Below are 24,823 nucleotides of genomic sequence, written 5' to 3'. Positions count from 1 at the left end.
CCAGGTCGGCCCGGCGACGGACCGGCCCTTTGGCATTGGTACAGGAGAGAAAGATGAGCACCACCAGACGCCTGCACATCGGCATGTCCCTCGCGCCTACCTGGCTGAGCGGCGATGCCTGGCGCCGCACCGACAGCCGCGTCGAGGAGATCTACGACAGCGACTTCGCGCTCGACATCGCCAGGCGCTCGGAAGCCGCGCACCTGGATTTCGTGTTCCGCCCCGACGTCAGCTGCCTGGCCATCGAGGCGGTGGAAAGCGGCTCGGGCTTCGCCAGCCTCGACCCCACCGTGCTGCTGGCCGCCCTCACCCGCGAGACCTCGCACATCGGCCTGGTGTCCACCGTCTCGACCACCTTCTTCCCGCCCTACCTGGTCGCCCGGCAGTTGCAGTCGCTGCACTGGCTGAGCAAGGGCCGCGTCGGCTGGAACATCGTCACCGCGCTGCAGGGCCACGAGAATTTCGGCCTGGAGGCCATGCCCAGCGCCGAGGAACGCTACGCCCGGGCGGCGGAATTCACCCGCGTGGTGCACGAGCTGTGGGCCAGCTTTCCCAGCGAGGCCCTGCTGCTCGACCGCGAGAACGGGCGCTACGCCGACCCGGCGCAGGTCCACCCCATCGACCACGACGGCGAGTACCTGAAGGTGCGCGGCCCGCTCAACCTGCCGGCCTTCGGCGCGCGCATCCCGCTGGTGCAGGCGGGTGCCTCGGACAGCGGCCGCGACTTCGCCGCCTCGGTCGCCGACATCGTCTTCGCCCCGACGCCGGACAAGGCCGCCGCCGCCGAGTTGCGCCGCGACCTGTCGCGCCGCGCCGAGCGTCACGGCCGCTCGCCCGGGGACATCCGCCTGCTACCCGGCCTGAGCCTGTACCTGGCGCCCACCCGTGACGAGGCCCGCGAACTATTCATGCAGACCCACGCGCGGGTGGACAAAGCCCGCAAATTCGCCGCGATCGAGCAGATGATCGGCCTGGACCTGAGCACCTGGCCGAGCGACCGGCGCATCCGGGCCGCCGACCTGCCACTGCCACAACTGCGGCCAGGCGCCAGCCGCACCCATGTCGACCTGCTGCGCCGGCTGCTGGAACGCGAGTCGCTGCTGCCCGAAGAACTGCTGATGCGCCCGGAAGTGCTGTCCGCCGCGCACTGGCAGGTGATAGGCACGGTGGACGACGCCGTCAGGCAGATCGCCGACTGGGCCGCCGCCGGCGCGATGGATGGATTCATCGCCGCGCCGGGCGGCTCGTTCGGCTCGCTGTACCTGTTCCTCGACGAGGTGGTGCCGCGCCTAGTCGAGGCCGGCCTGTTCCGCGACCGCTACCGCGGCAGCACCTTCGCCGAGCACCTGGCAGAGGCCTGATGGCTGCGGGCCCTGGCCGCGCCACGGGTGCCGGGTCAGTCGGCCGGCGCGGCCTGCGGTGCGGCTGCGCGGGCAGCTTGCCGGCGGGAGGCCACGCTCAGCGTCTGCGCAACACCGACCAGCCCCAGCGACATCCAGGGCACCGCCCAGAGGCCTAGCGCCTTGGCCAACAGCCCACCCAGGGCTGAGCCTGCCGACATGCCTAGGAACAGTGCAGAAGAGTTCAGTGCCAAGGCCAAGCCCATGTGCGTCGGTTGCAATTCAACCATGCGGCGCTGCTGCGAGGGATAGAACACATCCTGGGCCAACGCCCAGGCCAGCAGGGCGAGCGCGCCGAGCGGCCAGAGCACGCGGGCACCGCCGAGTAGGGCGAAGGCCACCAGGAAGGCCAGACTTGCCGCATCACCCAGGCGCAGCGCCGAATGATGCAAGGCCAGCCGGCGGACCCAGAGGTTGCCGAGCAGCCCCGCCAGGCCGAAGCCCAGCAGCGCGGCGGACACGCTCACCGCGTCGCAGCCCCAGCGCTGCATCATCAGCGGGGCGACCAGGGTGAAGCTGGCGAAGATGGCGCTCACCTGCGCCACGTTGCCCAGCAGCGCCAGCAGACTCGGGCGGTGGCGCAGCACCTCGACGAGCGCGGCCGGGCTCAGGCGGCGGCCACGCTCGGCATCGGGGATCAGGACCGCCACCAGCAGCGCGGCCAGCAGCGCCAGAGCCCCCAGCCCGGCCATCGCCAGGCGCCAGCCGCCCTGTACCGCCACAGCCACGGCCAGGGGCGCCGCCAGCACATTGGCCAGGGTGACGCCACTAAACACCCGGGCCAGGGCAAAGCCGCGCTCGCGCTCGGGGACCAGACCAGCCGCCAGCGCCGACGACATCGGGCTGCACAGGCCGGCACCCACTCCGCTGAGCAGGCGCGCCAGGAACACCCCACGGTGGTCATCGAGCCCAGCACACAGCAAGCAACCCAGCGCCAGCAGGCCCAGCCCCGCGATGATCACCGAACGCCGCGGCAGGTGGCCTATCAACACCTGGCTGATCGGTGCCGACAAGGCGAAGCTCAGCGAGAACGCCGTCACCAGCGCCGCCGCCTCCGTCACGGAAAAGCCCGAAGCCTGGAGCGCCGGCTGCAGGCCGACCATGACCAGCGAGCCGCTGCCCAGTATTCCGGTGCTGAAAGTGAGCACGCCGAGCTTTCGCGATATCGTACTACGCATGTCGTTTCTCCGTCCTGTGGCCATCGATGCCTGGAGTGTCACGGCGGCTCGGGTATAGTTGAAATCGATTCTCGATATCGGACGAATCCACACTATGGATATCAAAGGCACCGACCTGCCCCTGCTGATCTCGCTGGACGTACTGCTGGAGGAATGCAACGTCACCCGCGCCGCCCAGCGTCTATACCTGAGCCAGCCGGCGCTGTCAGCCCAGCTGGCGCGCCTGCGCGAGCGCTTCGGCGACCCGCTGCTGGTCCCCGCCCGACAGGGCCGCGGCATGGTGCGCAGCCCCCGCGCCGAGCGCCTGCGCCAGCCCCTGCGGCAAGCCCTGGCGGCCCTGGGCGCGGTGCTGGAGGATGCCCCGGCCTTCGATCCGCAGCACAGCAGGCGGATATTCAACATCGCCACCAGCGACAACACCGCGGCCCATGTCGCCCCGACGCTGATCGCCCGACTCTACGGACAGTGCGGGCCGGGTATCCAGGTGACCTTTCGCGCGGTGGACGCCCGCAGCGTCGACGCGCAACTGGAAAGCGGCGAGCTAGATCTGCTGTTGTGCATCCAGTCCGAACTGCCGGGAAACCTCAAGTCGCGGGCGCTGTTCCACGACGACTACCGTATGGGCCAACGCAAGGGCCACCCCAGGGGCAAGGCGGCGCCGGACCTGGACGAGTACTGCCGCTTGCGCCACCTGATCGTCTCCCCCCAGGGCGGCGGGCTGCGCGGCTTCATGGACGAGCGCCTCGCCCGCCTCGGGCGCCGCCGCCACGTGGCGCTCTCGGTGGGCCATTACCACCTGGTGCCGCCAATCCTGGCCAGTACCGACCTGGTCTGCGTGATGCCGCTGAACTTGCTGCAACGCCACCACGCACAGCTGGACGTGATCGACCTCCCCTTCGCCGTGCCCGGCTACGCGGTGCACGTCGCCTGGCACCTTCGCAGTCACGAAGACCCGGGCCATCGCTGGTTGCGCCAGTGCCTGTTCAACGACTGAGGCGATACAGCCAGTCGGCTCCCGCAAGCCAACCAACCCAAGGCAGATGTACAGGAGGACTGAACAGTCGCCGCTCCAGGCTGCGTATAACAACCGGGCTCTCTAGGAGCCGTGTCCGAAAATCCCCGCTAATTGTCCGCTGATCTTCTGGTTCACACCGGCCTGCGCTGGTGTCATCTGCCACCGGGGAATTGAACCTGGATCGAGCAGATAACAATGAAAAGATCGACTGCACGGCTCCTCCTCGGGAGCCTCTTGAGTACGCCGCCGATGGCGTATGCGTTTTCCTTCACAACGCCGGTGGACGGCCTGGAGGCCTCGCTGGATAGCGTCGCCGAGTACACGGCGATGCTCCGCACGGCGAAGGCCGAGCGCATCGTCCACGATGGGCAGAACCTCTTCGCCAATGCCAACGACGGCAGTGAGTACTATGCCCGAGGGCTGGCGGCCAGCGAGTTCAAGCTAACCTCGGAACTGCACCTCAAGTACCACGACGACGGGCTGTTCGTGCGCGGCAGCGCCTGGTACGACACTCAGCTGATGGACCGCCCGCCCAGCGGCGGCGCCTTCGCCCTGCACAACACAGACAGCGACCAACGCTACCCGTCCGACCTGCGCAACCGCCTCGGCCACGGCACGCGCCTGCTCGACGCCTACGTCTACGGCAACCGGGAAATCCACGGCATGCCGGTGAACCTGCGCCTGGGCCGGCAGGTGATCAACTGGGGCGAAGGCATCTACTACGCCGACGGGCTGAACGTGGCCAACCCCATCGACGTCGGGCGCATCGCACTGCCCAGCGCCAGCCTCAAGGAGGCGCTGCTGCCGACCGACATGGTCGCCCTGCAGGTCGGCCTGAGCGACAGCCTCAGCGTGGAGGGCTTCTACGGACTGGAGTGGCGCGGCAACGAGGTGATGCCCACCGGGGCCTTCCTCAACGACAACGACGTGTTCGGCAAGGGCACCAACGGCATACTCGTCGATCTGCGCCAGCAACTCGAAGCCATGGGCGTGCCGGCGGGCCTGGTGCCCGACACCGTACCCCTGGTGGATGGCCTGGCCCTGCCGGACAGCACCTACTACGACCTGGACGGTCGCTCGCAGCTGTTCGCCTCCTACTCCGAGAACATGGCCCTGCCGCGCAGCGCCGACAATGTCTAAAAATTATCGAAACAGCACCGGAAGATATAAGCGCGACGCACATCGACTTATTCCTCCATTAAAAGGATGACAAGCTTTATAATTCCTTCTGGTTATCAGATAGATCGAATCATTTCCTACCAGTTGCTCGGCGCCTGGCCCGATAGCCCACTTGGCGGCGGCGCGCTGACGCTGCAACTGGCGCTGCTCTCGGGCCAGGCCTCGGCGGTATTCGGCCTGGCCCTAGGCATCGTCCTGGCGGTGCTGCGCGGCGGGCAGAAGATGCTGCTGGTGACGGTGCTTGCCCCGTAGCGGAGAGCGCCCCGCACGCTGGAGCCGCTCAGCTCTTGATGTCGAACTCCGGGTCGAGCGGAATCTGCATCGCGGTCACCAGGTGGTTGGTCTGCGCCGCCAGCCCGATCACCGCCAGCAACTCGCCATGCTGGGCGTCGCTCATGCCCTTGGCGCGAGCGGCGGCGGTGTGCGAATGCACGCAGTACTGGCAGCCGTTGGCCGTCGACACGGCGATGTAGATCAACTCCCGCACCAGCGGGTCGAGCGCGCCCGGCGCCACCATCACCGCCTTGAGCTGCTCCCACACGCGTTTCAGGTTGGCCGGGTCGTTGGCCAGGCCGCGCCAGAAGTTGTTGACGAACTCCGACTTGCGGGTCGCGCGGATATCCTCGAACACCGCCTTAACATCCGGGTGCGCCTGCACGTCGGCATTGCTCCACAATTTCACTGTCGCCATCTTCGACTCCTTCGCCTGTGTTAGTGAACGGCCGCGTACATGATCTTCGCCTCGGTGGCCTCGGCTGGCGAGAACTCCTCGACCACCCGCCCCTGGCGGAACACCAGGATACGATCGGAGAGGTTCATGATCTCCGGCAGGTACGAGGAAATCACCACCACCGCCAGGCCGGCGTCGGCCAGTTGATGGATGAGTTGGTGGATTTCGGCGATGGCGCCGACGTCCACGCCGCGCGTGGGTTCGTCGAAGATGACCAGGCGCGGCGCCTGCACCAGCCCCTTGCCGATCACCACCTTCTGCTGGTTGCCGCCGGACAGCTCGACCACCAGCGCGTTGTCGTTGATCGCGCGGATGTTCAGGCGCTCAACCCACTCGGCCGCCAGCGCCCGCATCTGCGCCGCGCCGAGCACGGCGGAGCTCTCCCGGTCGGCGGCCAGCAGGCCGGAGAACAGGTTCTCGGCGATCGACATGGTTTCGAAGAAGCCTTCGCTCTTGCGGTCCTCGGTGATATAGACGATCCCCGCCTTCACCGCCTCGCGCGGCACGTAGTAGCGTACCGGCCGGTCATCCAGCTCGATGCTGCCGCCACGCAGGAAGTCGCGCTTGTAGATGCCCGCGACCACCTTGAAGGTTTCCGTGCGCCCCGAGCCGATCAGGCCGAAGACCCCGGTGATCTGCCCGGCGAAGATCGAGAAGGAGTTGTTGCGCACGCTGGCGCCCATCGACACGCCCTGCACCGAGAGAATCTTGCTGCCGGCCGGGCGCAGGCGTTCGGGCTGGCGCTCGCGGTAGAGCGCCGCCGACAGGGTGCGGCCGACCATGGCCGCGACTATCGTCTGCCGGTCGAACTCGCCGGCCGGGCCGCTCGCCACCAGCTCGCCGTCGCGCAGGATGGTGATGCGGTCGCACAGCTCCAGGGCTTCCTCCAGCGCGTGGCTGATGAAGACGATGCTCACGCCACGCGCCTTCAGGCGCCGCACGAGGGCGAAGAAATGCCGTTTTTCCTCCGGCGTCAGCGTCGCCGTGGGTTCGTCGAAGATGATCACCTCGGCGTTGTGGTGCACCGCTCTGGCGATCTCGACCATCTGCCGCTTGGCCGCGCCGAGGGTCTCGACCATCGCCGCCGGGTCCACGCTGAAGTTCAGCGACTGCAGGAACTGCTGGGCGGAAATGTAGGTGCCGCGCAGGCGGTTGAAGAATTTCTCCGAGCCCAGGTAGAGGTTCTGCGCCACCGTCATCGACGGCACCAGGCTGGTTTCCTGGAAGACCATGGCGATGCCCGCCTCCAGCGCCTCGTAGGGCGAGCCGAAGCGCACCTCGCGGCCCTTGTGCAGGAGCGTCCCGGCGCTGGGCTCGACCACCCCGGCGATCATCTTGGTCAGCGTCGACTTGCCCGCGCCGTTCTCCCCGAGCAAGGCGTGGATCTCGCCGCGCCCCAGGCGGAAATCCACGTTCTTCACTGCCGGCACGCCGCGGTATTCCTTGGTGACGCCGCGCAGTTCGACTATCGCGTCGGTCTGGTTCATCCGTGCACCTCCAAGGCACTGGCGCGGCGGCTCGGCGAAGACACCGGCCCCGCGTCGATGATGCAATCGCCGCCACGGCTGGCGACCAGCAGCCGCCCGGCGTGCTCGACGGCGCTGCAGATGCCGTGGCGCTGGCCGTCGGCCCGGCTGTGCAGGCTGGCGGTGGGCCGCAGCGCTGCGTCCAGGCGCACCAGCAGGCCGTAGGAACGGCTGGGCGCCCAGGGCTTGTGCACGCCCATGGTCTTGATGCCGCCGCACTGCAGCGGCTCGAGGAAGCTGCGTCCGGAGGACAGCGCCGGGGCGATCCAGAACGCGCGCGGCACCTGCGCCAGCATGTCCAGGCGGTAATGCTTTTCCCGCAGCACGAACTCGATCAGCCGGTTGCGCGGCGCGAACAACGCCAGCCAGGCCCCGCCGTCCTGCGCCGGCGCCAGCCGCGCCGGATAGCCGGGCAGCTTGTCGGCGATGACCCGGCGCCCGCTGGCGTCCAGGCGCACCAGGCGATGCCGCCAGCTCTCGGTGAAGACGATGCCGCCCTCGCCCACCGGCAGCAGCCCGTAGGGAAAGGCCAGGTCGCCTGCGACCTGCGCGAAGCGCGCGGGCCCCGGCGGGCGCTTCCACAGCGAACCCGATGAACCGTGCAGCATCAGGTCGGTGGCCCAGTCGGCCGGCGAACGCTCGGCGGCACCATTGGCCAGCCACAGCTCGCCATTCGCGGCGAAGGCCAGCGCGGTGATGCAGCGCACGCCTGACGGCAACGGCTGCTCCTCGCCGTCGACAAGCAGCGTGCCGTTGTCGAGGGCGATCGCCAGCGCCCCGTCCGGGGCCACCGCCAGGGCCGTGACGGCGGCGGGGAAGCTCGCCAGCGGCTCGGCGCCGCCGGCGTCCAGCCGGTACAGCGCGTTGCCGCTGCTGGCCAGCAGCTCGCCGCCGCGCACCACCAGGTTGTCGGCGTCGCCGAGCCGGGCGAGCAACGGGGCGTCGTCCAGCGCGGTGTTCGGCCGGAAGGCCCCGTCCAGCGGTGGAATGGTCACCGCCTTGCTGCGGAACAGGTCGAGAATCGGGTCGAGGATCATGCCTTCTCCCCCCAGTACGAACGCACCCCGGTCCAGGTCGGGTCCGCGCCGTCGAGGCGGTAGCGACCGATGCGGTTGTTGAGGATGCCGCCGACGTACAGGTAGCCCTTGTGCTCGCGCATCGAGGTGACCATCGGGTGCGACAGGCCGCCCAGGTCGCCGAGGGTCTCGACGATGGCGCCGCTTTCGTCGAACTTCACCACCCCGCCGGTGTTGATGTTGGGGAACAGCCATTCGTCCTGCGGCAGCCGCCGGGTCATGCGCTTGCGCATGCCGGGGTGGCGCAGCGACAGGTCGAAGCTCGGCGTGCGCATGCCCAGCCAGGCCATCCAGTAGCCGCCGTCGGAAGCCCGGTTGATGTTGTCGGGGTAGCCCGGCATGTCCTTGATCACGCATTCGGCGGTGCCCGCCCTGGGCCCTTCCAGCCAGTAGCGATGCACCCGGCAGGCCCAGCTTTCGGCGAAGAACAGCGACTTGCCGTCGTGGGCCAGGCACACGCCGTTGGTGTAGCGATAGCCATCGAGCAGCGTGCGCGTCGAGCCATCCCTGGGGTCGTACACCAGCAGGCGCCCGGTCGGGCGGTTCTCGATGGAATCCAGCGCCCAGTCATGGGCGTCGTAGCGCTTGGTGGAGTCGGTGAAGTAGATGCGACCGTCGGGGGCGATATCGCAGTCGTTGGGGTCGCGCAGGCGCGCGTCGTCGACGATGGAAGTCCAGGAGCGCGCCGTCTCGGCGGAGAGCTTGCGCACTTCGCGCGACGGCGAGATCGCGTACAGGCCCATGGCGCCCACGCAGGAAATCAGGTTGTCGTCGCGGTCGAAGGCCAGCCCCAGCGGGAAGCCGCCGACGTGGGCAAAGACTTCCGAGCGGCGGTAGTCCGGGGCGAAGAAGCGCACGATCTCGCCGTGGCGGGTGCCGCAGTAGAGGTTGTCGTCGCGGTCGAGGATGACGTCTTCCGGCCCCTCCAGTTCGCCCAGGCCGATGTACTCGGTGCGCGACAGCCGATCGTCCAGCTCGTAGGCGGTACCGGAGCCCGGCTCGGCCGACAGCGTCCGGCCCAGCTTCAGGTACACCGGGGCGACGTAGACTTCGTCGAGCACCTTGTGGCGGTTCTTCAGCCAGCGGATGTCCACGGTGACCGCCACCGCCAGCATCACGCCAAGCACCAGCTGGGTGGTGCCGGTGCCGTAGCCCAGGCGGATCAGGCCGTTGGTCATCACCAGCACGATGACGGCGCCCATCAGGCCCTTGACCACCGAACCACGGCCGCCGCCGAGGCTGTTGCCGCCGACCACCGCGGCGGTGAGCGCGAGGATTTCCAGGTTGAGCCCGGTGCCCGGGCCGACGCCGCTCAGGCGGCAGGCGATGAGGAAGCCGGCCAGCGCCGCGCAGCAGCCACAGAACACATAGGTGAAGAACACCGTGCGGCGCACGCGGATGCCGGCGTTGTGCGCCGAGCGCCGCGAGCCGCCGACCGCCTGCACGTGCCAGCCGGGGCGCGAGCGGGTCAGCGCGAGGTGGGTGACCACGGCGATGGCGATGGCCGCCAGCACCGCGACCGACAGGCCGGACAGGGTGCCGTCGCCGATGAAGTCCCACACCTCCGAGGAAACCGCAGAGGTCTGCACCCTGGCCGCGTAGTTCACCACCAGGATGTCGTAGATGGCGCGGCCGATGATGAAGGTCACCAGCGTGGTGATGAAGGCGCGCAGGCGCAGGAAGCCGATGAGGTAGCCATTGATCGCGCCGTAGATCGCCCCCGTGGCGATGGACGCGAGCAGCGCCACCCACACCGGGAGGTCGAAGATGAACAGCGCCGACACCGCGGAAAACGCCGACAGCGCGAAGATCGAGCCCACCGACAGGTCGATGCCGCCGCCGAGCATCACCACCGTGAGCCCGGTCACCACCAGCGAGAACTCGCCGAGCTGGCGCGTCGACTCCTGCAGCGAGGTGAGGTTGAAGAAGCCGGCGATGGCGGAGCCGAATATCGCGATGGTCGCCACCAGCACGGAAAAGGGAATGGCGTTGTCGGTCCAGCGCTTGGTCAGCAGCTCGCCGATCAGGTGGTCGGGAATGCGGTTGTAGCGCCAGGCCTGGATACGTTCGCGTAACGACATGGGGAGTTCCGGAAGCGGGACGGGGCGGCCGCCCCGCGAGGGTGGGAGCGTGTTACGGCTTGGCGGCCTGCAGCGCCTTCACGTCCCAGCAGCTGGCGGCGTTCAGGTCCTTCCTGGTGGTGGCCTTTTCCAGCGTGTAGATCTGCGCGTGCGAGGTGCCGGCGGGCTGGCCGCTCTGCAGCAGGAACTTGATGATGGCGGCGATATCGCCGGACTGGCGGGCCAGGTCGGTCATGACCACCGCGCCATAGGTGCCGTCTTCGAGGCGGTCGCAGTCGGCGCTTTTCTCGCCGCCGCCGGTGGTGACCAGGAACACCTTGTCCTGCAGCTTGGCGTCACGGATGGCGGCGGCGGTGCCGCTGGCGTCGCCGTCCCAGAAGTCGACGATGCCGCAGATGTCCGGGTGCTGCTGGAGGATGGTGGTGGCGGCGTTGCGCGCCGTCGTGGCGTCCCAGTTGGAATCGGGCTTGGCGACCACCTGGAAGTCCGGGTGCTTCTCCAGCACCTTGGTGATGCCGGCGTACTGGTACAGGCTGGAGGCGTTGACCTGATCGCCCTGGATCAGCGCGACCTTCTTCGAGGAATTCGCCCCGCAGCCCTGGATCACCGCTTCGGCCTCGAGTTGGCCGAGACGGTCCCAGTCCGAGCCGACGAAGGCGTCGACCGGGTAGTTGACCGGGTTGTCGATGGCGATGACGTAGATGCCGGCGGCCTGGGCCTTCTTGAACAGCTTGGAATAGGAGTTCAGGTCCGGCGACTGCACGACGAGAACGTCCGGCTTGCTGCTGGAGGCGATCGCCTCGGTGATCGCCTGGGCGCCGGCCTCGGCGCTCCAGTTCGGGTCGCGGGTCTCGAACACGCCGCCGAAACCTTCCACCTCGCGCTTGAGGTAGGCCGCCCAGCCCTGGGCCAGGTCGAAGCCCATGGTCATGGGCACCAGCAGCACGCGCTTGTTCTTCAGCGCCGCCTCATAGGCGACCGGCCCGGAGACCTCCGCGGCGCTGCAAACCGAGGTAGCCAGCACGATGGCCGTGGCGGCCAGTACCTTGCCGAACAGTTTCATGGAAATCCTCTCCTTGATGAATGGTCGATCGCTCAGATGTCGCCTTGCTGCGAGGTCTGCTCGTCCCGTGGGTTGAGCAGGCCATCGATGATGATCGCCGCCAGCAGGATGCTGGACTTGATGAGGTTCTGGTGAAGCAGCGGAACGTCGAGGATGGTCATGGCGTTGAGCAGCACACCGATCAGCGCCGCGCCCACCAGCACGTTGCGCACCCCTCCCCGGCCGCCGGACAGGCCGACCCCGCCGATCACCGCCACCAGCACGATGTCGTAGAGCAGGGTCGAGTTGACGACCCGGGTATTGAGCGAATGCAGGCTGGCCGCGGTCAGCAGGCCGGCGACCAGGGCCACCAGCGCGGACAGCACGTAGCGCAGCACCAGCATCGGCCGCACCGGGATGCCGACGTTGCGCGCCGTCACCGGGTTGTCGCCGGCGTAGTAGACGTAGCGGCCCCACTTGGTGAAGCGCAGGAAGGCGAAGAGCGCCAGGCTCAGCCCGGCGAAGATGAACACCTCCACCGGCACATCGAGCAGGCGCAGGCCGCCGAGGGTTTCCAACCAGTGCCCGGGCGGCACCGGCACGGCGTCCTGGGTGATCAGTTGCGAGCGCACGTAGCCGAACACGAAGGAGCCGCTGGCCAGGGTCACGAAGATCGCCGGCACGTCCGCGTAGGCGACCAGCAAGCCGTTGAGCAGGCCGATGCCCACCACCCCGGACAGCACCAGCAGCAGCGCCAGCCCGTCGCCGGTGCCGGCGCCCAGCAGTTGCAGGTACCAGGCGACGGACATGGCCATCACCGCGACGCTGGAGAGATCGATGCCGCGCCCGATGACCACGATGGCCATGCCCAGCGCCAGAATGCCGAGGACCGAGATGGAGCGCACGATGGCGATGAGGTTGTCGGCGGCGAGGAAGCCCGGGAGCGCGACGCTCGAAAGCGCAAACAGCGCCACCACGAGGGCCAACACAATTCGCTCCTGGGTGAAGCGCGGGCGTTCGGAGGTTCTCATGCGTCTGTCATACCCCCGGTCGCGGCAACGGCCGGGGCCTTGTCGAATTCGCCAGTGACGCCGCCGTGGCGGCGCCGCGCAAAGGAAGGAGTTACCGGGGCGGTACTATGCGCAAGTCCGAACAGAACAAAAAATAATTAGTAATACTTTAGTTATTCATTTATTGAATAACGTCCTCTCCGTTTAGCCGCCGCGCATTCGGCCGCATCCGCCGCCCCGCCGCGAGCACGGGGCGCGCCCGTGCCCGCCGCTGCGGATCAGCGCCAGATCGCTTGGGTTTTCTCGCGGTAGCGGTCGAAGTAGGCGTTCACCTGGTCGAACGGAATGCTCTTCTGCACGAAGCTGTCGATCGCCGGGAAGCCCTTGGGCGCCGGGGCGTTGGGCGCCGTGCCGTAGGCGTACTCCTTGTCGGCGATGATCGCCTGCGCGCGCGGCGTGAACAGCCAGTTCTTGAACAGCCGCGCGGCGTGCGGGTGCGGCGCGTCGCGCAGGCTGGCCACGCCCGGGCCATAGAGAATGGCCACGTCCGCGGGGAAGCTCAGCGCCACCGGTGCGCCGTTGTCGCGCAAGCGCGCCACCACCTGCGCCGGGGCCCAGAGCACGAAGTCGGTGCGGCCCTGGGCGAGGTTGGCGGTCAGGGTGCCGGGGTTGTCGCTGACGCCGCCGTTGTCGTGGATCGCCTGGAGCTGCGCGTCGCTCAGCTTGCCCTCCTCCTGCAGTAGCACTACCGCGGCGTCGAAGGGGCTCGCGCCGACGAAGCGCACGTGGGCGAAGCGCCCCTTGAAACGCGGGTCGAGAATCTGCGGCCAGGTCTGCGGCACCTCCTCCGGGCGCAGCAGGCGCGTGTTGTAGGCCAGGGTGAAGGCGTTCACCCAGGGCTGCTGGAAGTAGCCGGCGGGGTCGCGGTAGGCCGCCGGGATGGTGTCGCTGGTGGCCGGCACGTCGCGCGCCAGGCGGCCCTGGCGCACCAGCTCGGCCAGCTCGCTGTAGCCGGTCAGCACCAGGTCGCCGATATGGTTGCCCGAGGCCGCCTCGCTGGCCAGCCGGGTGTACAGCTGAGTGGTGGCGGTGGGCTTGAAGCGGATCTCCGGGAAGTCCTGCTGGAAGGCCTGCCACAACTCGACCGTCTCGGGGAAAGCGGTATACAGCACCAGCTCCTTCTCCCCGGCCCTCCGGGCCTGGTCGTAGAGGGCCTGGAGCTCGGCCGGCGGCGCCGCGGCGGGCGCCCGCGCGGCCGTCTCGTGCGGCGCGTCGGGGCCGCAGCCACCCAGCAGGAGCAGGCCCGCGAGGGCGGCGGCCAGGGGCCAGCGACGCGATGTGTGGGTATCGGGCATCGACGGGGTTCCTTGTCTCAGAAGTGGTAGTCGAGGTTCACGTAGTAGAAGGCCCCCTCGGCGCCATCCGGGACGATGTGCGAGTACTTCACCAGGTAGCCGGAGGTGCTGCGCGAGGCCGGGGTGGAGAGGTCCGGGTGGGTGTTGAAGAGGTTGTTGGCGCCCACCGAGACGGTTAGCGCCTGGGTCACGTCATAGGCCAGGTCGAGGTCGGTGACCCACTGCGGGCCGTAGCTCTTGTCGTAGCTTTCCTGGCCCTCGGCGGCCTTCAGGCTGTAGGTGCCATAGCGGGTCGCGGCCAGGGTGGTGTGCCACTTGCCGAAGCCGTGGCGGGCTTCCACGCGCAGTTTGTTGTTCGGCGCGGCGTCCTCGGCGAGGCTGACGATGCGGCGGCCGATGGGGATGTTGTCGGTGCCGGCCAGGCGCGGGATGTCGGCGATATCGGTGACCTTGGTGCGCCCAGCGCTGAAGCTCGCCGAGAGGTCCAGCTCGCCGTACTCGGCCAGGCCCAGGTGCTGGCGGCCGACCAGGTCGACGCCGGTGGTCTCGGTGTCCATGCCGTTGGTGAAGTAGCTGGCGCCGATGATGTTGGTGTAGCCGGCGGCGCTGAGGATGTCGCGCACGCGGCTACCGGTGAGGTTCTCGGTGAGTACCACGCGGTCGCGCAGGAAGATCTTGTAGGCGTCGATGGTCAGCGAGCTGCTCGGCGTCGGCCGCAGCACCAGCCCCAGGGAGTAGCTGGTGGACTTCTCCGGCTTCAGGTCGGTGGCGCCCAGGGCGCGGGCGGCCTCCGAATCGGCCGGGAACATGTGGATCAGCGAGTAGTAGTCGGTGCCGGAGAGGATTTGCCCGTCGGTGCGCTGGTAGCCGATCTGCGACAGCGAAGGCGCTCGGTAGCCGGTGCTGACGGTGCCGCGCAGCGCCACTTGCGGGGTGAAGTCGTAGCGCGCGCTGAGCTTGCCGGTGGAGGTGTTGCCGAAGTCGGAGTAGCGCTCGGTGCGCGCGGTGACGCCGAGGTTGAGCTTGTCGGTGAGCTGGTGCTCCACCCCGCCGTACACGCCGAACACGTGGCGCTTGTACACGCCCTCGTCGGCGGGCCGGTAGCCGGCGCCGGGGTTGGGGGTGGAGCCGTTGGCATTGCGGTAGTCGCCGGTCTGCCAGGAGTCGTCGTCGCCGGCCAGCTCCTCGAACTTCTCGTTGCGCCAGGCTATCCCGGCGTTGACCGTGAAGGGGCGCTCGACGCTGGCGAAGTTCAGGTCGTTGACGTAATCCAGGGTGGCGTTGTTCTGGTAGAAGCGGAACTGCCCGGAATAGTTCTTGGTGGTACTGGCGGCGTCCACGTAGGTCGGGTTGAGGGTCACCGGGCGGTAGTAGCGCGAGCGGTTCTCGCCGTGGTTGAGGGAGAAGTCGAAGCGCCCGGCCTCCCCCAGGTCGTACTTGAAGCCACCGGTGGCGCCGATGTCCTCGGTCTTCAGGGTGATTTCCGGGGTGTAGCCGGCCGGGTAGACGTCGCGGCGGTTATTGGCGTTGGTCGGAGTCACGAAGGGGGTGTTGGCGCGCACCCGGTCGTAGGAGTAGGTGGCGAAGCCGTAGGCGCGCAACGCGTCGCTCAGGCCCACGTCAGCGTTCAGCGCGAAGCTGTAGCGGTCGGCGGCGGCGTCGCCGGTGTCCCACTTGCGGTCGAAGGCGATCTCGCTGCCGTCGCTGTTGTAGAAGTGGCGGCGGTCGGTGGAGGCCGAGCGGGTCTTGTCCTTGTCCAGGGCGTCCAGGCTCAGGGTCAGGAAGCCGTCGCCGGGCAGCGCCAGGCCCTTCCAGGCGCCGTAGCTCTTGCGCAGACCGTCACCCTTGCTGTACTGGCCGATGCGGGTGTTCAGCCCGCCGCCGCTGTCGCGCTCCTTGAGCACGATGTTCACCACCCCGGCGATGGCGTCCGAACCGTACTGCGCCGAAGCGCCGTCGCGCAGCACCTCGACATGGTCGATGGCGCTCACCGGAATGGCGTTGAGGTCGGTGTTGGTCGAGCCGCGGTCGTAGACGCTGCCGATGTTCAGCAGCGGCGAGGGATGGCGACGCTTGCCGTTCACCAGGATCAGTGTCTCCCCCGGCGGCAGGCCGCGCAGCGAACCGCCGCCGACCGAGAACACGGCGTCAGCCTGCTGCATGGCCTGGGGAAAGTGGAAGGATGGCAGGAGGTTCTGCAGGATGCCGCTCAGGCCGGTGCCCGGTGCGCGCTGCAGTTCCTCGGCGCTGATCACGTCCACCGGCGAACTGCTCTGCAGCGAGGTGGCGTCGTGGCGATTGGTCCCCAGGCTGATCACCGGGTCCAGGCGGGTGGTGGCGGCCGCTTCGGCGCCGGACTGCTCGCCGGCCGATTCGGCGGCCAGGGCGCCGGCGGGGTCCATCGCCTGGGCCAGGCCCCAGGTGCTCAGCAGGGTGAAACTCAGACTCCTTACTCCAGGAACTACATCGACAAGGCGCATCCAGACAAACTCCATTTAGTTGATTAGAGGCGCCGACGATAGTTTCCGAATCAAGAATAAGGAAATACGTTTTAATGCACTTGAGTGTGCATTATGAAATATAATTTCCAACTAACTCAGGATTAACTTTTAGTTATCCGACAAATAACTCCCCAGCACTTTCAGAAGCATAGAGTTCGATTGCCGACTCGACGATGAAAGTCCGCAGCCAGTTCGCCGCCATATCCCCGACCAGGTGCGGATGCCATTGCAGCAGAATGGTCTGGCCGGGGAATTCGAAGGGCAACGAAACGAACTTCAATGGGAAACTTTCCGCCATCTGCCGGGCGAAGTAAGTGGGCACGGTGGTGAGATAGCGGGTTCCCACCAGCATCGGCGGAATGCTGCCGTAATGCTCCACCACCTGGCCGACCTTGCGGGCGTGCCCCAGGCGCGCCATGGTCGCCGCCTCGAAGCTGGGCGCCCCGGTGTGTCCGGCATGGCGGACGATATGGCTGGCGGCGAGGTAGTCCGGCGCGCTGATGCTGTCGGCCAGCGCCGGGTGCCCGGCGTCGGCCAGCACGCAGTAGTGGTCGGTGTAGAGCACGCAGCTGCTGAACTCAGGGGTGTGCAGGCCGACCGGGCGGATGAAGAAGTCGATCATCGACGGCGCGGCCACCGAGCCGTGGATGTACAGGCGGATGTTCGGCGCCACGCTATGCAGCCCACGGATCACGTGGGACAGCAGCAGGATCGCATCGATATCGCCGGCGTGGACGTGGAAGTCGCGCTCGGTGGTGGCCGGGTCGAAGCCCTGGCGCAGGCCGATCACCTGCCGCGCCTGTTCGATCAGCTCGCGCACCGGTTCGCGCAGGGTCTCGGCGAAGGGCGTGGTGACCAGGCGCCGCCCACGGGGAACGAATATCTCGTCGCCGAAGTGGCCGCGCAGCTTGGCCAGTTGCACGCTGATCGCCGCCTGGCTGACGCCGAAACGCGCGGCGGTGCGGTTGACGCTGCCCTCGCTGAGCAGCACATCGAGGGTGGCGAGCAGGTTGAGGTTCAGATCGAGGTTGGCCATGGCCGCGGTACCACCGGAAACTTATATCTACAAGAGATAATCCTCACACAAAATAATTACTTTTAGATATATCAAAAAGCTCCATGCTTACAACCGGGTCTTTCAGACTGCCGCCGCCAGCCCGATGTCCGTGGTGCGTGGCGCTTCGCTCTCCGCCGACGCCGCCGGCAGCAGCACGCAACGCTGCGCGGCGAACTGCAGGTGCAGTGGCTGCGGGCCGACCAGCGCGGCGGGCGGGACCGGCCAGTCCTGCGCCTGCAGGGTCACCCGCAGCCTGGCGTCGCCGGCCTCCAGCAGCGCCTCGTAGCGCCCGCCGAGGAACTGCACGTCGAGCACCCGCGCCTGCGGCAGCGCCAGCGAGCCGGGCAGCGCCCGTGGGGTGGCCAGCAGGTCGCTGGCGCGCACCGCCAGCTGCCCTGCCCCGGCCACGGCGCGGGCGCCCGGCAGCCACAACGGCGCCTGCAGCCCCAGGTCCAGCGTCAGGCCGCCCGCCTCTTCGCGCAGGCCGCGCAGGGCCAGCAAATTGTCGAAGCCGACGAAGCTAGCGACGAACGCCGACGCCGGCCGCGCGTAGATGTCCTGCGGCGTGCCCAGCTGCGCCAGGCGACCGCCGTGCATCACCGCGATGCGGTCGGCCAGGGCCAGCGCCTCGCTCTGGTCGTGGGTGACGTACACCGCCGTGTAGCCCAGCTCGCGGTGCAGGCTGCGCAATTGCTCGCGCAGGTGCAGGCGCAGGCTGGCGTCGAGGTTGGACAGCGGTTCGTCGAACAGCAGCAGCTGCGGCGAGGCCGCCAGCGCCCGGGCCAGCGCCACCCGCTGCTGCTGGCCGCCCGAGAGCTCGGCGGGATAGCGCCCGGCGAGTTCCTCCAGGCCCACCTGGCGCAGCGCGCGCCGGGCCAGCTGGCGGCTGTCGCCGGCGCCGCGACGGGCGCGCACCGGGTAGGCGACGTTGGCCTCCACTGTCATGTGCGGCCACAGCGCGTAGTTCTGGAACACCATGCCCAGGTCGCGCCGCTCCGGCGGCACGAAGAGCCCGCGCTCGGGCGCCGCGACCGTGCTCCCGGCGATCTCGATGCTGCCCTCGTCCGGGCGCTCCAGGCCGGCGATGCAGCGCAGCGTGGTGGTCTTGCCGCAACCGCTGGGGCCGAGCAGGACGAAGAACTCGCCGCTCTCGATGGCCAGGTCCAGGCCGTTGATGGCCTTGGTGGCGTCGTGGTTGACGCCGTAGCGCTTGCGCAGTTGGTGCAGCCGTACATGGCTCATGACAGGTCCTCGGCCACGCGGACGCGGCGCCAGCGGCGCAGCGGTCGTCCGGCGGCCAGCAGCGGCGCGGGGAGCAGGATCAGCAACAGCAGCAGGCAGAGCAAGGCCGCGGCCTGGCCGAGTTGCCCCCGGGCGTTGTAGGTGAAGATGGTGGTGGAGAGCGTCTCCAGGCCCGGGCCGCCGAGCAGCAGCGGGATGTCCAGGGAGCCGCAGACGGCGATCAGGGCCAGGTACCAGCCGACCAGGAAGCCCGGCAGGCACAGCCGCAGGCTGGTGTCGCGCCAGGCCCGCCAGGGCGCCGCGCCGGACACCCGGGCGGCCTCGTAGAGCTGCGGCGACAGTTGCGCCAGGCTGGCCTGGCCGATCTGCAGTGCCAGCGGGGTCAGGGCCACCACCAGGGCGATGACCATCATCGCGAAGCTGCCGTAGAGCGCCCGCAGGCCGGGGACGCCGACATACGCCCAGCTCAGCGCCAGCGCCACCACCACGCCGGGCATCGCCAGCGGCAGCATGGCCAGGAAGCGCAGCAGATGCCCCGCGCGTGGACCCAGGCCGCGCTCGAACTGGGCCAGGAGCAGGCCCAGGGTCGAGGTCAGCAGGCCGGTGCCGCAGGCCAGGCCAAGGGTGTTGAACAGCGCCCCGCGCACCTCCGGGCTGGCCAGCACGGCCTGGTAGTGGCGAGTGCTGAACGCGCCCACCACGCCGGGGAACGGCTGGAATGACGAGACCAGCAACGCCAGCATCGGCAACAGCTGGGCCAGCGCCAGGTAGCTCCAGACCAGCGCCGCCAGTGGCCAGCGCCAGCGGCCCAGGGCCAGCGGACGCGGCGCGGCGGCCTTGGCGGCGATGCTGACGAAACTCCGCCGCCCCACCAGCCGCGCCTGCAGCCACAGCCCCAGGCCCAGCACCAGGACCATGCCCAGGGCCACCACGGCGGCTTCGCCGTAGCGCGGCAGGGGCGCGTTCAGCCAGTCGAAGATTTCCACCGCCAGCACCGGGATGCCGGCCGGCACGCCGATGATCAGCGCCAGGTCGAACACTTCCAGGCCGCCGATGAAGGCGAAGATCGCGGCGCCGGCCAGCGCCGGGGTCAGCCCCGGCAGGCCGACCCGCCAGAAACTCGCCAGCGCGCCACGGCCGCTGACCCGCGAGGCTTCCTCCTGCTCCGTGGCCATGGCGCGTACCGGCCCGAGCAGGAACAGGTAGGTGAAGGCGATGCAGCGAAAGCCGTTGACCAGGGTCAGCCCGGTGAACGACTCGATGTTCAGCGCCGGCGTCCCCAGCAGGCCGTTGAGCAGGCCGGTGTAGGGGTTGGCGAGCAGCTCGAAACCCAGCGCGTAGAACAGCGAGGGCAGCGAGAACATCACCAGCATCAGCGGCGTGACCGCGCCGCGCCCCGGCAGGTCGCTGCGCACCGCCAGCACCGCCAGGGCCGCCGCCACCGGCAGCGCCACCAGCAGGTTGAGCGCCGACAGCGCCAGGGCGTTGAGGGCCGCCGTGCCCAGGCGCGCGTCGGCGGCCACCGCGCCCCAGGCCGCCAGGGTCCAGTGCCCGGCCTGGCCCAGCGGCGCGCTGCGCACGCTGGCCACCAGCAGGCTGAGCAACGGGCTGCCATAGAACACCAGCGCCGCCAGCAGCACCCAGGCGCCCAGGCCCGGGCGCCAGCGCCCCGCCGGGCGGCTGGGCAGCGGCCGCGCGCGGCGGCCGAGGAGCAGGCTGGCGCTCACCTAGGACACCTCCGCCGGCCGTGCCGCGCGCGCCCGGTCGCGCTCCGCGGCACCCTGGCGTATGCGCTGCAACAGCTCCGTGGCCAGGCCGCGGTCCGGCTCGGGGTCGCCGTCGAAGCCGACCGAGAACAGTTCGATACCCAGGTCGTAGTAGTCCAGCACCGCCGCGGCCACGGTTTCCGGGCTGCCGACGAAGGGCGGCCCGCCGACCCCGTATGGCACCAGGCCGGTGTAGAGCGCGCGGTCATGCCAGTGGCCTTGCCCGGCCGCGCGTTGCAGGCGTCGCAGGCCCTCGCTTTCCGGCTGGGCGGTGGCGCCGCCGGGCGCGCCCTGGGCGGCCAGGTCACGGGCCAGGGCCTCGACCTTGCCGCGCGCCAGGTCGTCGGTCTCGGCGAGGACGAAGTTGGCGTCGCGCCAGAAGCGCAGTTGCCGGCCGTGCCCGGCGGCCGCCTCGCGCACCCGCTGGAGCAGCTGCGCGGTCGCAGCCAGCGGCTCGGGGAAGAGCGCGTAGCCGTCGACGTGACGGGCGGCGAAGGCGATGCCCTCCTCCGAGGCGCCGGCCGCTGAAATGAACGGCAGCGGCTGCTGCACAGGTTTGATCTGCGAGAACGCCTGGCGCACCTGGTAGAACTCACCGTCGTAGTCGAAGGGTTCGCCGGAAGTCAGGCTGCGCTTGAATATCTCCAGGTACTCGGCGCTGCGCCGGTAGCGCTCGGGCTTGGGCAACAGGTCGCCGTCACGGCGCTGTTCGGCGTCCTGCGAGCCCTGGATGACATGCAGCGATACGCGCCCGCCGGACAGTTGGTCCAGCGAGGCGAAGGCCCGCGCGGCCAGGGTCGGCGCCTGCAGCCCGGGGCGATGGGACAGCACCGCGGTGATCCGCCGGGTCGTCGCCAGGCTCCAGGCGGCGAGGCTCCAGACATCGGCGCTGGAGCCGTTCTGGGCGATCAGCATGGCGTCCAGGCCGTCGGCCTCGTGGCGCCCGGCCAGCTCGGCGAGGCCGGCCGGGTCCAGTTGGTAGGGCTGCGGCACGGCCTGCCGGGCGAACACCGCCAGCGGCTTGCGCGCCGCGCTCGGGGTGCGGCCCATGCCGAGCCGCCCGCGCAGTTCAAGGCTCATGCGACCCCCTGTTGTGCCGTGGCCTGCAGGCTGTCCCAGGCCTGGGCGAGGAACTCCGGGCGGGCCCAGTCTTCGATGGCGAAATCGTTGCGGATGAAGCCGTTGTCGCGCAGCCAGTTCTTGCCGATGGCCAGCCCGGCCAGGTTGCGCGGCGCCAGCGACGGGGTGAAGTCGACGCCCTCGATGACCCGCAGCACGTCCTCCACCGTGGCGTCGTAGGTGGCCTTGTGAAAGATTTCCGCCGCCTGTCGCGGCTGCTTGCGCACCCACTGGGCCGCGCGGATGTTGGCGCGCAGCCAGGCCACCGGCACCTGCGGGCGTTCCTCGACCAGCGCCCGGGACGCCACCAGGGTGTAGGGAGTGGTGGCGATGCGCGCCACCCAGTCGGGCAGCCGCGAGAGGTCGGCCAGCACCTTGAAACGCCCGGTGCGTTCGTAGATTTCCGCGCGCCCCTGGGTGGTGTAGATGGCGTCCACCCGGCCCTCCTCCAGGGCCGCGAGCTCCGGTGTGAACGGCAGGCGCAGGGTGCGCTGCTCCTTGTTCAACGCGCCGTCGGTGCCGCGCCAGGGACCGTTCCCCGGGGCGTGGGGCACATCCACCAGCTGCACCTCGGCGGCCTCCAGGCCGCTGTGGCGCAGGGCGATGTCGATGCTACGCAGGGAGTTGGCGCGCCACCAGTCCACGCGCTGCGCGTCGAGGCTGTGGGAGACGCCGATGCGCCGGCCACGCAGGTCCTCCAGGCGCCACAGCGGCGCCTCGGCGCGCACCACGATCTGGCCGCCCTGGTTGATGTCCGTGGAGCCCAGCAGCACCGTGTCGCTATGGTCGGCGCGGGCCGAGATGGCCGGCACGTTGCCGCCGTCGCGCACCTGGTAGCGATCGCTGTGCCGCGAGTGAATCAGCGCGCCCTGGCCGCTGGGATGCTGCTCCAGGCCGAGCGCGCTCTCGCCCACGGCGGCCAATTCCTGTTCCAGCAGGCCCAGCCGGTGCGACACGTGCGAGACGACGAACACCGGGCAGATGGAGAAATACAGTTGATCGGCGGACTGGCTCATACGCGCTCCCGTTGTGGTTCGACCGAGGCCCGGCGACGGTCCTCTTCGGCGACGCCCCGACGGATCAGGGCAATGACTTCGGCCAGCAGCTCGCGGTCCTCGGCCTCGATCAGGTCGCTGCCGTCGTAGCTGTGGTATTCGCAGAGGCCGCCCAGGGTGAAACAGGTCACCCCGGCGCGGTAGAAGGCCAGCACCTGCGCGGCCACGCTGGCCGGGCTGCCCACCAGCGAGGGGCCGTGGCCGCTGAGGCGGCCCAGGCGGCTGTAGAGCGCGCCGCTGTCGGCCGGCGCCGCGTCGTCGGCGGCGAGCAGCGGTTGCGGCGCGTGGCCGGCGGCGATGAACGCCTCCACTTCAGCGGTGATGGCCTCGGCCTTGGCCCAGGCCAGCGCGTCGCTGCGCCCCAGGATCAGGTTGAAGGCCCCGACCCAGAAGCGCTGCAGCTCGCGGCCATGGCGCTCGCGAGCCAGCCGGCGGATGCGCTCGATACCGGCGCCGACCTGTTCCGGGGTGTGCCCGGCCACCGCCCAGGCGTCGGCGTGGCGCGCCGCCAGGTCCATGCCGGCGTCGGAGGCGCCGGGAAAATGCAGGGTCGGCAGGCGCTCCGGGCGCACCGCCGAATGGGCGCCGCGCACCTGGTAGTAGCGGCCGTGGAAGTCGAAGGGCTGTTCCTCGCTCAGGGTGCGCTTGAACACCTGCAGGTATTCCTCCGAACGCGCATAGCGCTCGGCCTTGTCGAGAAAGTCGCCGTCGCGGCGCATGTCCTCGTCGGTGCGCCCTTGCAGCACGTGCAGCTGCTGTCGGCCGCCGGACAACCGGTCGAGGGTGGCCAGGGTGCGCGCCGCCAGGGTCGGCTGCTGCCAGCCGATGCGGTGCGCCGCCACCAGGTTCAGCTGCCGGGTCGCGGCCAGCGCCCAGCCGCAGCAGGCCCAGACGTCGGCGCGCAGGCTGTTCTGCGGGATCAGGCTGCTGTCGTAGCCCAGCGCCTCCTGTTCGCGCGCGGCGCGGATGATCACCGAGGCGTCAGCGCCGGCGCGCGGCTTGTGCTGGACGAAGAAGGCGGCGTAGCGCCCGGCGGGGGTGTCGCTCAGCGGCTGCTTGCCGTTGAAGGGAATCCGCCCGCGGATTTCGATAGGCATGGGGTCTCCTTGGCGAATGCGCGCATTCGCCCGGTCAGGGTGGCGGTCAGTGGGTGCCGTTGGCGATGGCGCCGACCTCGGCGTCGATGCGCGCGGCGCCGGCGCGCAGGCGCTCGATCAGCTCGCGCAGCAGCGCCAGGTCCTCGGCCAGGTCCTGGCTGCGCCCCTGGGCGTCGTAGCGGTTGCCGATGCCGCCCAGGGTGAGGATGCCCACGCCCAGCCGGTAGAAGCCCAGCAGGTGTTCGGCGAGGGTCTGCGGCGAGCCAACCAGGGTGTAGCCGTGCCCGGTCAGGGCGTTCAGGCGCGGATACCAGACGCCGCTGTGCAGCGCCGCCTCGCCCAGGCCCTGGAGCGCGGCGCGGGCGTTGCCATGATCTTGCGATGGCTCCTGCAACGGTTGCTGCGCCTGGCACTCGGCGATCGCGTCGGCCAGCTGATGGGCGATGGCCCAGGCCTGTTCGTCGGTGCGCCCGAGGATGATGTTGGCGTCGCCCCAGTAGCCCAGCCGGCGGCCACGGGCGCGCGCCAGCGGCTCGATGCGCTCGATGGCGCGGCGCGCGGTTTCGGGCGTGGCAATGGGCACGCTGTAGATGTCGGCGAAGCGCGCCGCCAGCTCGATGCCGGCGTCCGAGGTGCCGGGAATCGACAGCGGCGGCCAGGGCCGTTGCACCGGCAGCACGTCGGATCGCGCGCCCTCCACGCGGTAGTAGTCGCCCGCGTAGTCGAAGGGCTCCTGGCGGCTGAGCTCGGCGAGGAACACTTCCAGGTATTCGGCGGAGCTGGCATAACGCTGCGCCTTGTCGAGGAACACGCCGTCGCGCTGCAGGTCGGTCTCGTCGCGGCCCTGGAGGAAATGCACGTTGACCCGACCATCGGACAGGCGATCCAGTGTGGCCAGGGTGCGCGCGGCCACGGTCGGCCGCTCCAGGCCCACGCGGTGCGCGGCGACCACCCGCAGGCGGCGGGTCGCGGCCAGGGCCCAGCCCACCACCGGCCACACAGCGGGCCCGGTGGCCCGCTGTGGAAACAGGCTACTGTCGAAGCCCAGGGCTTCCTGGTCACGCGCGGCCTGCACCAGCACTTCGGCGCTGAACGGGCGGACGCCGCCCAGGTAGAACTCCAGGTAATGCTGCAGGCTGTTGTTGGCCGCAGAAGGCACGGGGCCCGAGGGCAGCCGCCCGCGTATCTCTAAAGGCATGTCGTTCTCTTCAGGCAATTCGAGTGAAGGGAAACTAACTTTCGAAACTCTCCTTGAGAAATACCGTTTTATTAAAAAGCCATCCCTAAAGTTATATAATTAAAAATTATTCAACGAATTAAATTAAATTAAACCAACAAAAACCTCTGCACATTCTGGATATACATCGCGCGAAACCATCTATCTAAAAATTCTT

The 24,823-nt window shown here is 69.1% G+C and carries 20 protein-coding genes; 4 read left to right on the top strand and 16 right to left on the bottom strand.

Annotation, left to right across the window (positions count from 1 at the left end):
- The first annotated feature begins 53 nt into the window (after nt 1–53).
- On the top strand, nt 54–1,361 hold the full coding sequence (locus tag M8R19_RS23870) for an NtaA/DmoA family FMN-dependent monooxygenase (RefSeq protein ID WP_249919116.1): 1,308 nt from the start codon (nt 54–56) through the stop codon (nt 1,359–1,361).
- Between the two features lie 35 nt (nt 1,362–1,396).
- On the opposite strand, the gene M8R19_RS23865 is transcribed toward M8R19_RS23870, so the two are convergent.
- Nucleotides 1,397–2,578, bottom strand: coding sequence for an MFS transporter (locus tag M8R19_RS23865; protein WP_249919115.1), 1,182 nt, complete (start codon nt 2,576–2,578; stop codon nt 1,397–1,399).
- 94 nt (nt 2,579–2,672) lie between these two features.
- Here M8R19_RS23865 and M8R19_RS23860 point away from each other — a divergent pair, with 94 nt between their 5' ends.
- The 3 genes from M8R19_RS23860 to M8R19_RS23850 all read left to right on the top strand — a co-directional run bounded on the left by M8R19_RS23860 (nt 2,673) and on the right by M8R19_RS23850 (nt 5,024).
- The gene (locus M8R19_RS23860) at nt 2,673–3,572 is read left to right on the top strand and encodes a LysR family transcriptional regulator (protein ID WP_249919114.1); all 900 of its coding nucleotides are present in this window, start codon (nt 2,673–2,675) and stop codon (nt 3,570–3,572) included.
- A 216-nt stretch (nt 3,573–3,788) separates the two neighbouring features.
- The gene (locus M8R19_RS23855) at nt 3,789–4,733 is read left to right on the top strand and encodes a DUF1302 domain-containing protein (protein WP_349654703.1); all 945 of its coding nucleotides are present in this window, start codon (nt 3,789–3,791) and stop codon (nt 4,731–4,733) included.
- A gap of 66 nt (nt 4,734–4,799) precedes the next feature.
- Entirely contained in the window at nt 4,800–5,024 is a 225-nt protein-coding gene (locus M8R19_RS23850; RefSeq protein ID WP_249919112.1) for a hypothetical protein, read from the top strand.
- 28 nt (nt 5,025–5,052) lie between these two features.
- On the opposite strand, the gene M8R19_RS23845 is transcribed toward M8R19_RS23850, so the two are convergent.
- The 15 genes from M8R19_RS23845 to M8R19_RS23775 form a co-directional block, all read right to left on the bottom strand.
- Nucleotides 5,053–5,463, bottom strand: coding sequence for a carboxymuconolactone decarboxylase family protein (locus M8R19_RS23845; protein WP_249919111.1), 411 nt, complete (start codon nt 5,461–5,463; stop codon nt 5,053–5,055).
- Between the two features lie 20 nt (nt 5,464–5,483).
- Entirely contained in the window at nt 5,484–6,989 is a 1,506-nt protein-coding gene (locus M8R19_RS23840) for a sugar ABC transporter ATP-binding protein (protein WP_249919110.1), read from the bottom strand.
- The gene (locus tag M8R19_RS23835; RefSeq protein ID WP_249919109.1) at nt 6,986–8,065 is read right to left on the bottom strand and encodes an NHL repeat-containing protein; all 1,080 of its coding nucleotides are present in this window, start codon (nt 8,063–8,065) and stop codon (nt 6,986–6,988) included. The genes M8R19_RS23840 and M8R19_RS23835 overlap by 4 nt, the downstream gene beginning before the upstream one ends.
- Entirely contained in the window at nt 8,062–10,185 is a 2,124-nt protein-coding gene (locus M8R19_RS23830; protein WP_249919108.1) for an ABC transporter permease, read from the bottom strand. The genes M8R19_RS23835 and M8R19_RS23830 overlap by 4 nt, the downstream gene beginning before the upstream one ends.
- A gap of 52 nt (nt 10,186–10,237) precedes the next feature.
- Nucleotides 10,238–11,248: a sugar ABC transporter substrate-binding protein gene (locus tag M8R19_RS23825; protein WP_249919107.1), complete on the bottom strand. Its 1,011-nt coding sequence runs from the start codon at nt 11,246–11,248 to the stop codon at nt 10,238–10,240.
- A gap of 32 nt (nt 11,249–11,280) precedes the next feature.
- Nucleotides 11,281–12,216, bottom strand: a complete 936-nt coding sequence (locus M8R19_RS23820) for an ABC transporter permease (RefSeq protein ID WP_249919106.1) — start codon at nt 12,214–12,216, stop codon at nt 11,281–11,283.
- 299 nt (nt 12,217–12,515) lie between these two features.
- Entirely contained in the window at nt 12,516–13,592 is a 1,077-nt protein-coding gene (locus M8R19_RS23815) for an ABC transporter substrate-binding protein (RefSeq protein ID WP_249919105.1), read from the bottom strand.
- A gap of 17 nt (nt 13,593–13,609) precedes the next feature.
- The gene (locus M8R19_RS23810; RefSeq protein WP_502943074.1) at nt 13,610–15,994 is read right to left on the bottom strand and encodes a TonB-dependent receptor plug domain-containing protein; all 2,385 of its coding nucleotides are present in this window, start codon (nt 15,992–15,994) and stop codon (nt 13,610–13,612) included.
- A 211-nt stretch (nt 15,995–16,205) separates the two neighbouring features.
- A complete protein-coding gene (locus M8R19_RS23805; RefSeq protein WP_249919103.1) occupies nt 16,206–17,129 on the bottom strand; it encodes a LysR family transcriptional regulator in 924 nt (307 codons plus the stop codon).
- A gap of 102 nt (nt 17,130–17,231) precedes the next feature.
- Nucleotides 17,232–18,392 carry an ABC transporter ATP-binding protein gene (locus M8R19_RS23800; protein WP_249919102.1) on the bottom strand — a complete coding sequence of 387 codons (1,161 nt, stop codon included), beginning with the start codon at nt 18,390–18,392 and terminating at the stop codon, nt 17,232–17,234.
- On the bottom strand, nt 18,389–20,119 hold the full coding sequence (locus M8R19_RS33325) for an ABC transporter permease (RefSeq protein ID WP_249919101.1): 1,731 nt from the start codon (nt 20,117–20,119) through the stop codon (nt 18,389–18,391). Before M8R19_RS33325 ends, M8R19_RS23800 begins: the two co-directional genes overlap by 4 nt.
- Nucleotides 20,120–21,238 (bottom strand): LLM class flavin-dependent oxidoreductase, encoded by a 1,119-nt coding sequence (locus M8R19_RS23790; RefSeq protein ID WP_249919100.1) that lies wholly within the window; start codon nt 21,236–21,238, stop codon nt 20,120–20,122.
- Nucleotides 21,235–22,293, bottom strand: a complete 1,059-nt coding sequence (locus tag M8R19_RS23785; protein ID WP_249919099.1) for an ABC transporter substrate-binding protein — start codon at nt 22,291–22,293, stop codon at nt 21,235–21,237. Before M8R19_RS23785 ends, M8R19_RS23790 begins: the two co-directional genes overlap by 4 nt.
- Complete coding sequence (locus M8R19_RS23780) at nt 22,290–23,429, bottom strand: LLM class flavin-dependent oxidoreductase (protein WP_249919098.1); 1,140 nt, start codon at nt 23,427–23,429, stop codon at nt 22,290–22,292. Before M8R19_RS23780 ends, M8R19_RS23785 begins: the two co-directional genes overlap by 4 nt.
- 46 nt (nt 23,430–23,475) lie before the next feature.
- Nucleotides 23,476–24,627, bottom strand: a complete 1,152-nt coding sequence (locus tag M8R19_RS23775) for an LLM class flavin-dependent oxidoreductase (RefSeq protein WP_249919097.1) — start codon at nt 24,625–24,627, stop codon at nt 23,476–23,478.
- Nucleotides 24,628–24,823 lie beyond the last annotated feature (196 nt).

The sequence above is a fragment of the Pseudomonas sp. R3.Fl genome, from assembly GCF_023516765.1.
GTDB classification, from domain to species: domain Bacteria; phylum Pseudomonadota; class Gammaproteobacteria; order Pseudomonadales; family Pseudomonadaceae; genus Pseudomonas; species Pseudomonas citronellolis.
The sequence above is the reverse complement of the archived record's forward strand: the minus strand, read 5'-3'. Positions and strand labels throughout refer to the sequence as shown.

What these genes read in the sequence shown, in the direction of transcription:
- M8R19_RS23800 (WP_249919102.1), bottom strand. Translation starts at nt 18,392, where the DNA reads ATGAGCCATGTACGGCTGCACCAACTGCGCAAGCGCTACGGCGTCAAC.
- M8R19_RS23785 (WP_249919099.1), bottom strand. Translation starts at nt 22,293, where the DNA reads ATGAGCCAGTCCGCCGATCAACTGTATTTCTCCATCTGCCCGGTGTTC.
- M8R19_RS23840 (WP_249919110.1), bottom strand. Translation starts at nt 6,989, where the DNA reads ATGAACCAGACCGACGCGATAGTCGAACTGCGCGGCGTCACCAAGGAA.
- M8R19_RS23870 (WP_249919116.1), top strand. Translation starts at nt 54, where the DNA reads ATGAGCACCACCAGACGCCTGCACATCGGCATGTCCCTCGCGCCTACC.
- M8R19_RS23830 (WP_249919108.1), bottom strand. Translation starts at nt 10,185, where the DNA reads ATGTCGTTACGCGAACGTATCCAGGCCTGGCGCTACAACCGCATTCCC.
- M8R19_RS23775 (WP_249919097.1), bottom strand. Translation starts at nt 24,627, where the DNA reads ATGCCTTTAGAGATACGCGGGCGGCTGCCCTCGGGCCCCGTGCCTTCT.
- M8R19_RS23780 (WP_249919098.1), bottom strand. Translation starts at nt 23,429, where the DNA reads ATGCCTATCGAAATCCGCGGGCGGATTCCCTTCAACGGCAAGCAGCCG.
- M8R19_RS23860 (WP_249919114.1), top strand. Translation starts at nt 2,673, where the DNA reads ATGGATATCAAAGGCACCGACCTGCCCCTGCTGATCTCGCTGGACGTA.
- M8R19_RS23835 (WP_249919109.1), bottom strand. Translation starts at nt 8,065, where the DNA reads ATGATCCTCGACCCGATTCTCGACCTGTTCCGCAGCAAGGCGGTGACC.
- M8R19_RS23855 (WP_349654703.1), top strand. Translation starts at nt 3,789, where the DNA reads ATGAAAAGATCGACTGCACGGCTCCTCCTCGGGAGCCTCTTGAGTACG.
- M8R19_RS23805 (WP_249919103.1), bottom strand. Translation starts at nt 17,129, where the DNA reads ATGGCCAACCTCGATCTGAACCTCAACCTGCTCGCCACCCTCGATGTG.
- M8R19_RS23810 (WP_502943074.1), bottom strand. Translation starts at nt 15,994, where the DNA reads ATGGACCCCGCCGGCGCCCTGGCCGCCGAATCGGCCGGCGAGCAGTCC.
- M8R19_RS23825 (WP_249919107.1), bottom strand. Translation starts at nt 11,248, where the DNA reads ATGAAACTGTTCGGCAAGGTACTGGCCGCCACGGCCATCGTGCTGGCT.
- M8R19_RS23850 (WP_249919112.1), top strand. Translation starts at nt 4,800, where the DNA reads ATGACAAGCTTTATAATTCCTTCTGGTTATCAGATAGATCGAATCATT.
- M8R19_RS23865 (WP_249919115.1), bottom strand. Translation starts at nt 2,578, where the DNA reads ATGCGTAGTACGATATCGCGAAAGCTCGGCGTGCTCACTTTCAGCACC.
- M8R19_RS23790 (WP_249919100.1), bottom strand. Translation starts at nt 21,238, where the DNA reads ATGAGCCTTGAACTGCGCGGGCGGCTCGGCATGGGCCGCACCCCGAGC.
- M8R19_RS23815 (WP_249919105.1), bottom strand. Translation starts at nt 13,592, where the DNA reads ATGCCCGATACCCACACATCGCGTCGCTGGCCCCTGGCCGCCGCCCTC.
- M8R19_RS23845 (WP_249919111.1), bottom strand. Translation starts at nt 5,463, where the DNA reads ATGGCGACAGTGAAATTGTGGAGCAATGCCGACGTGCAGGCGCACCCG.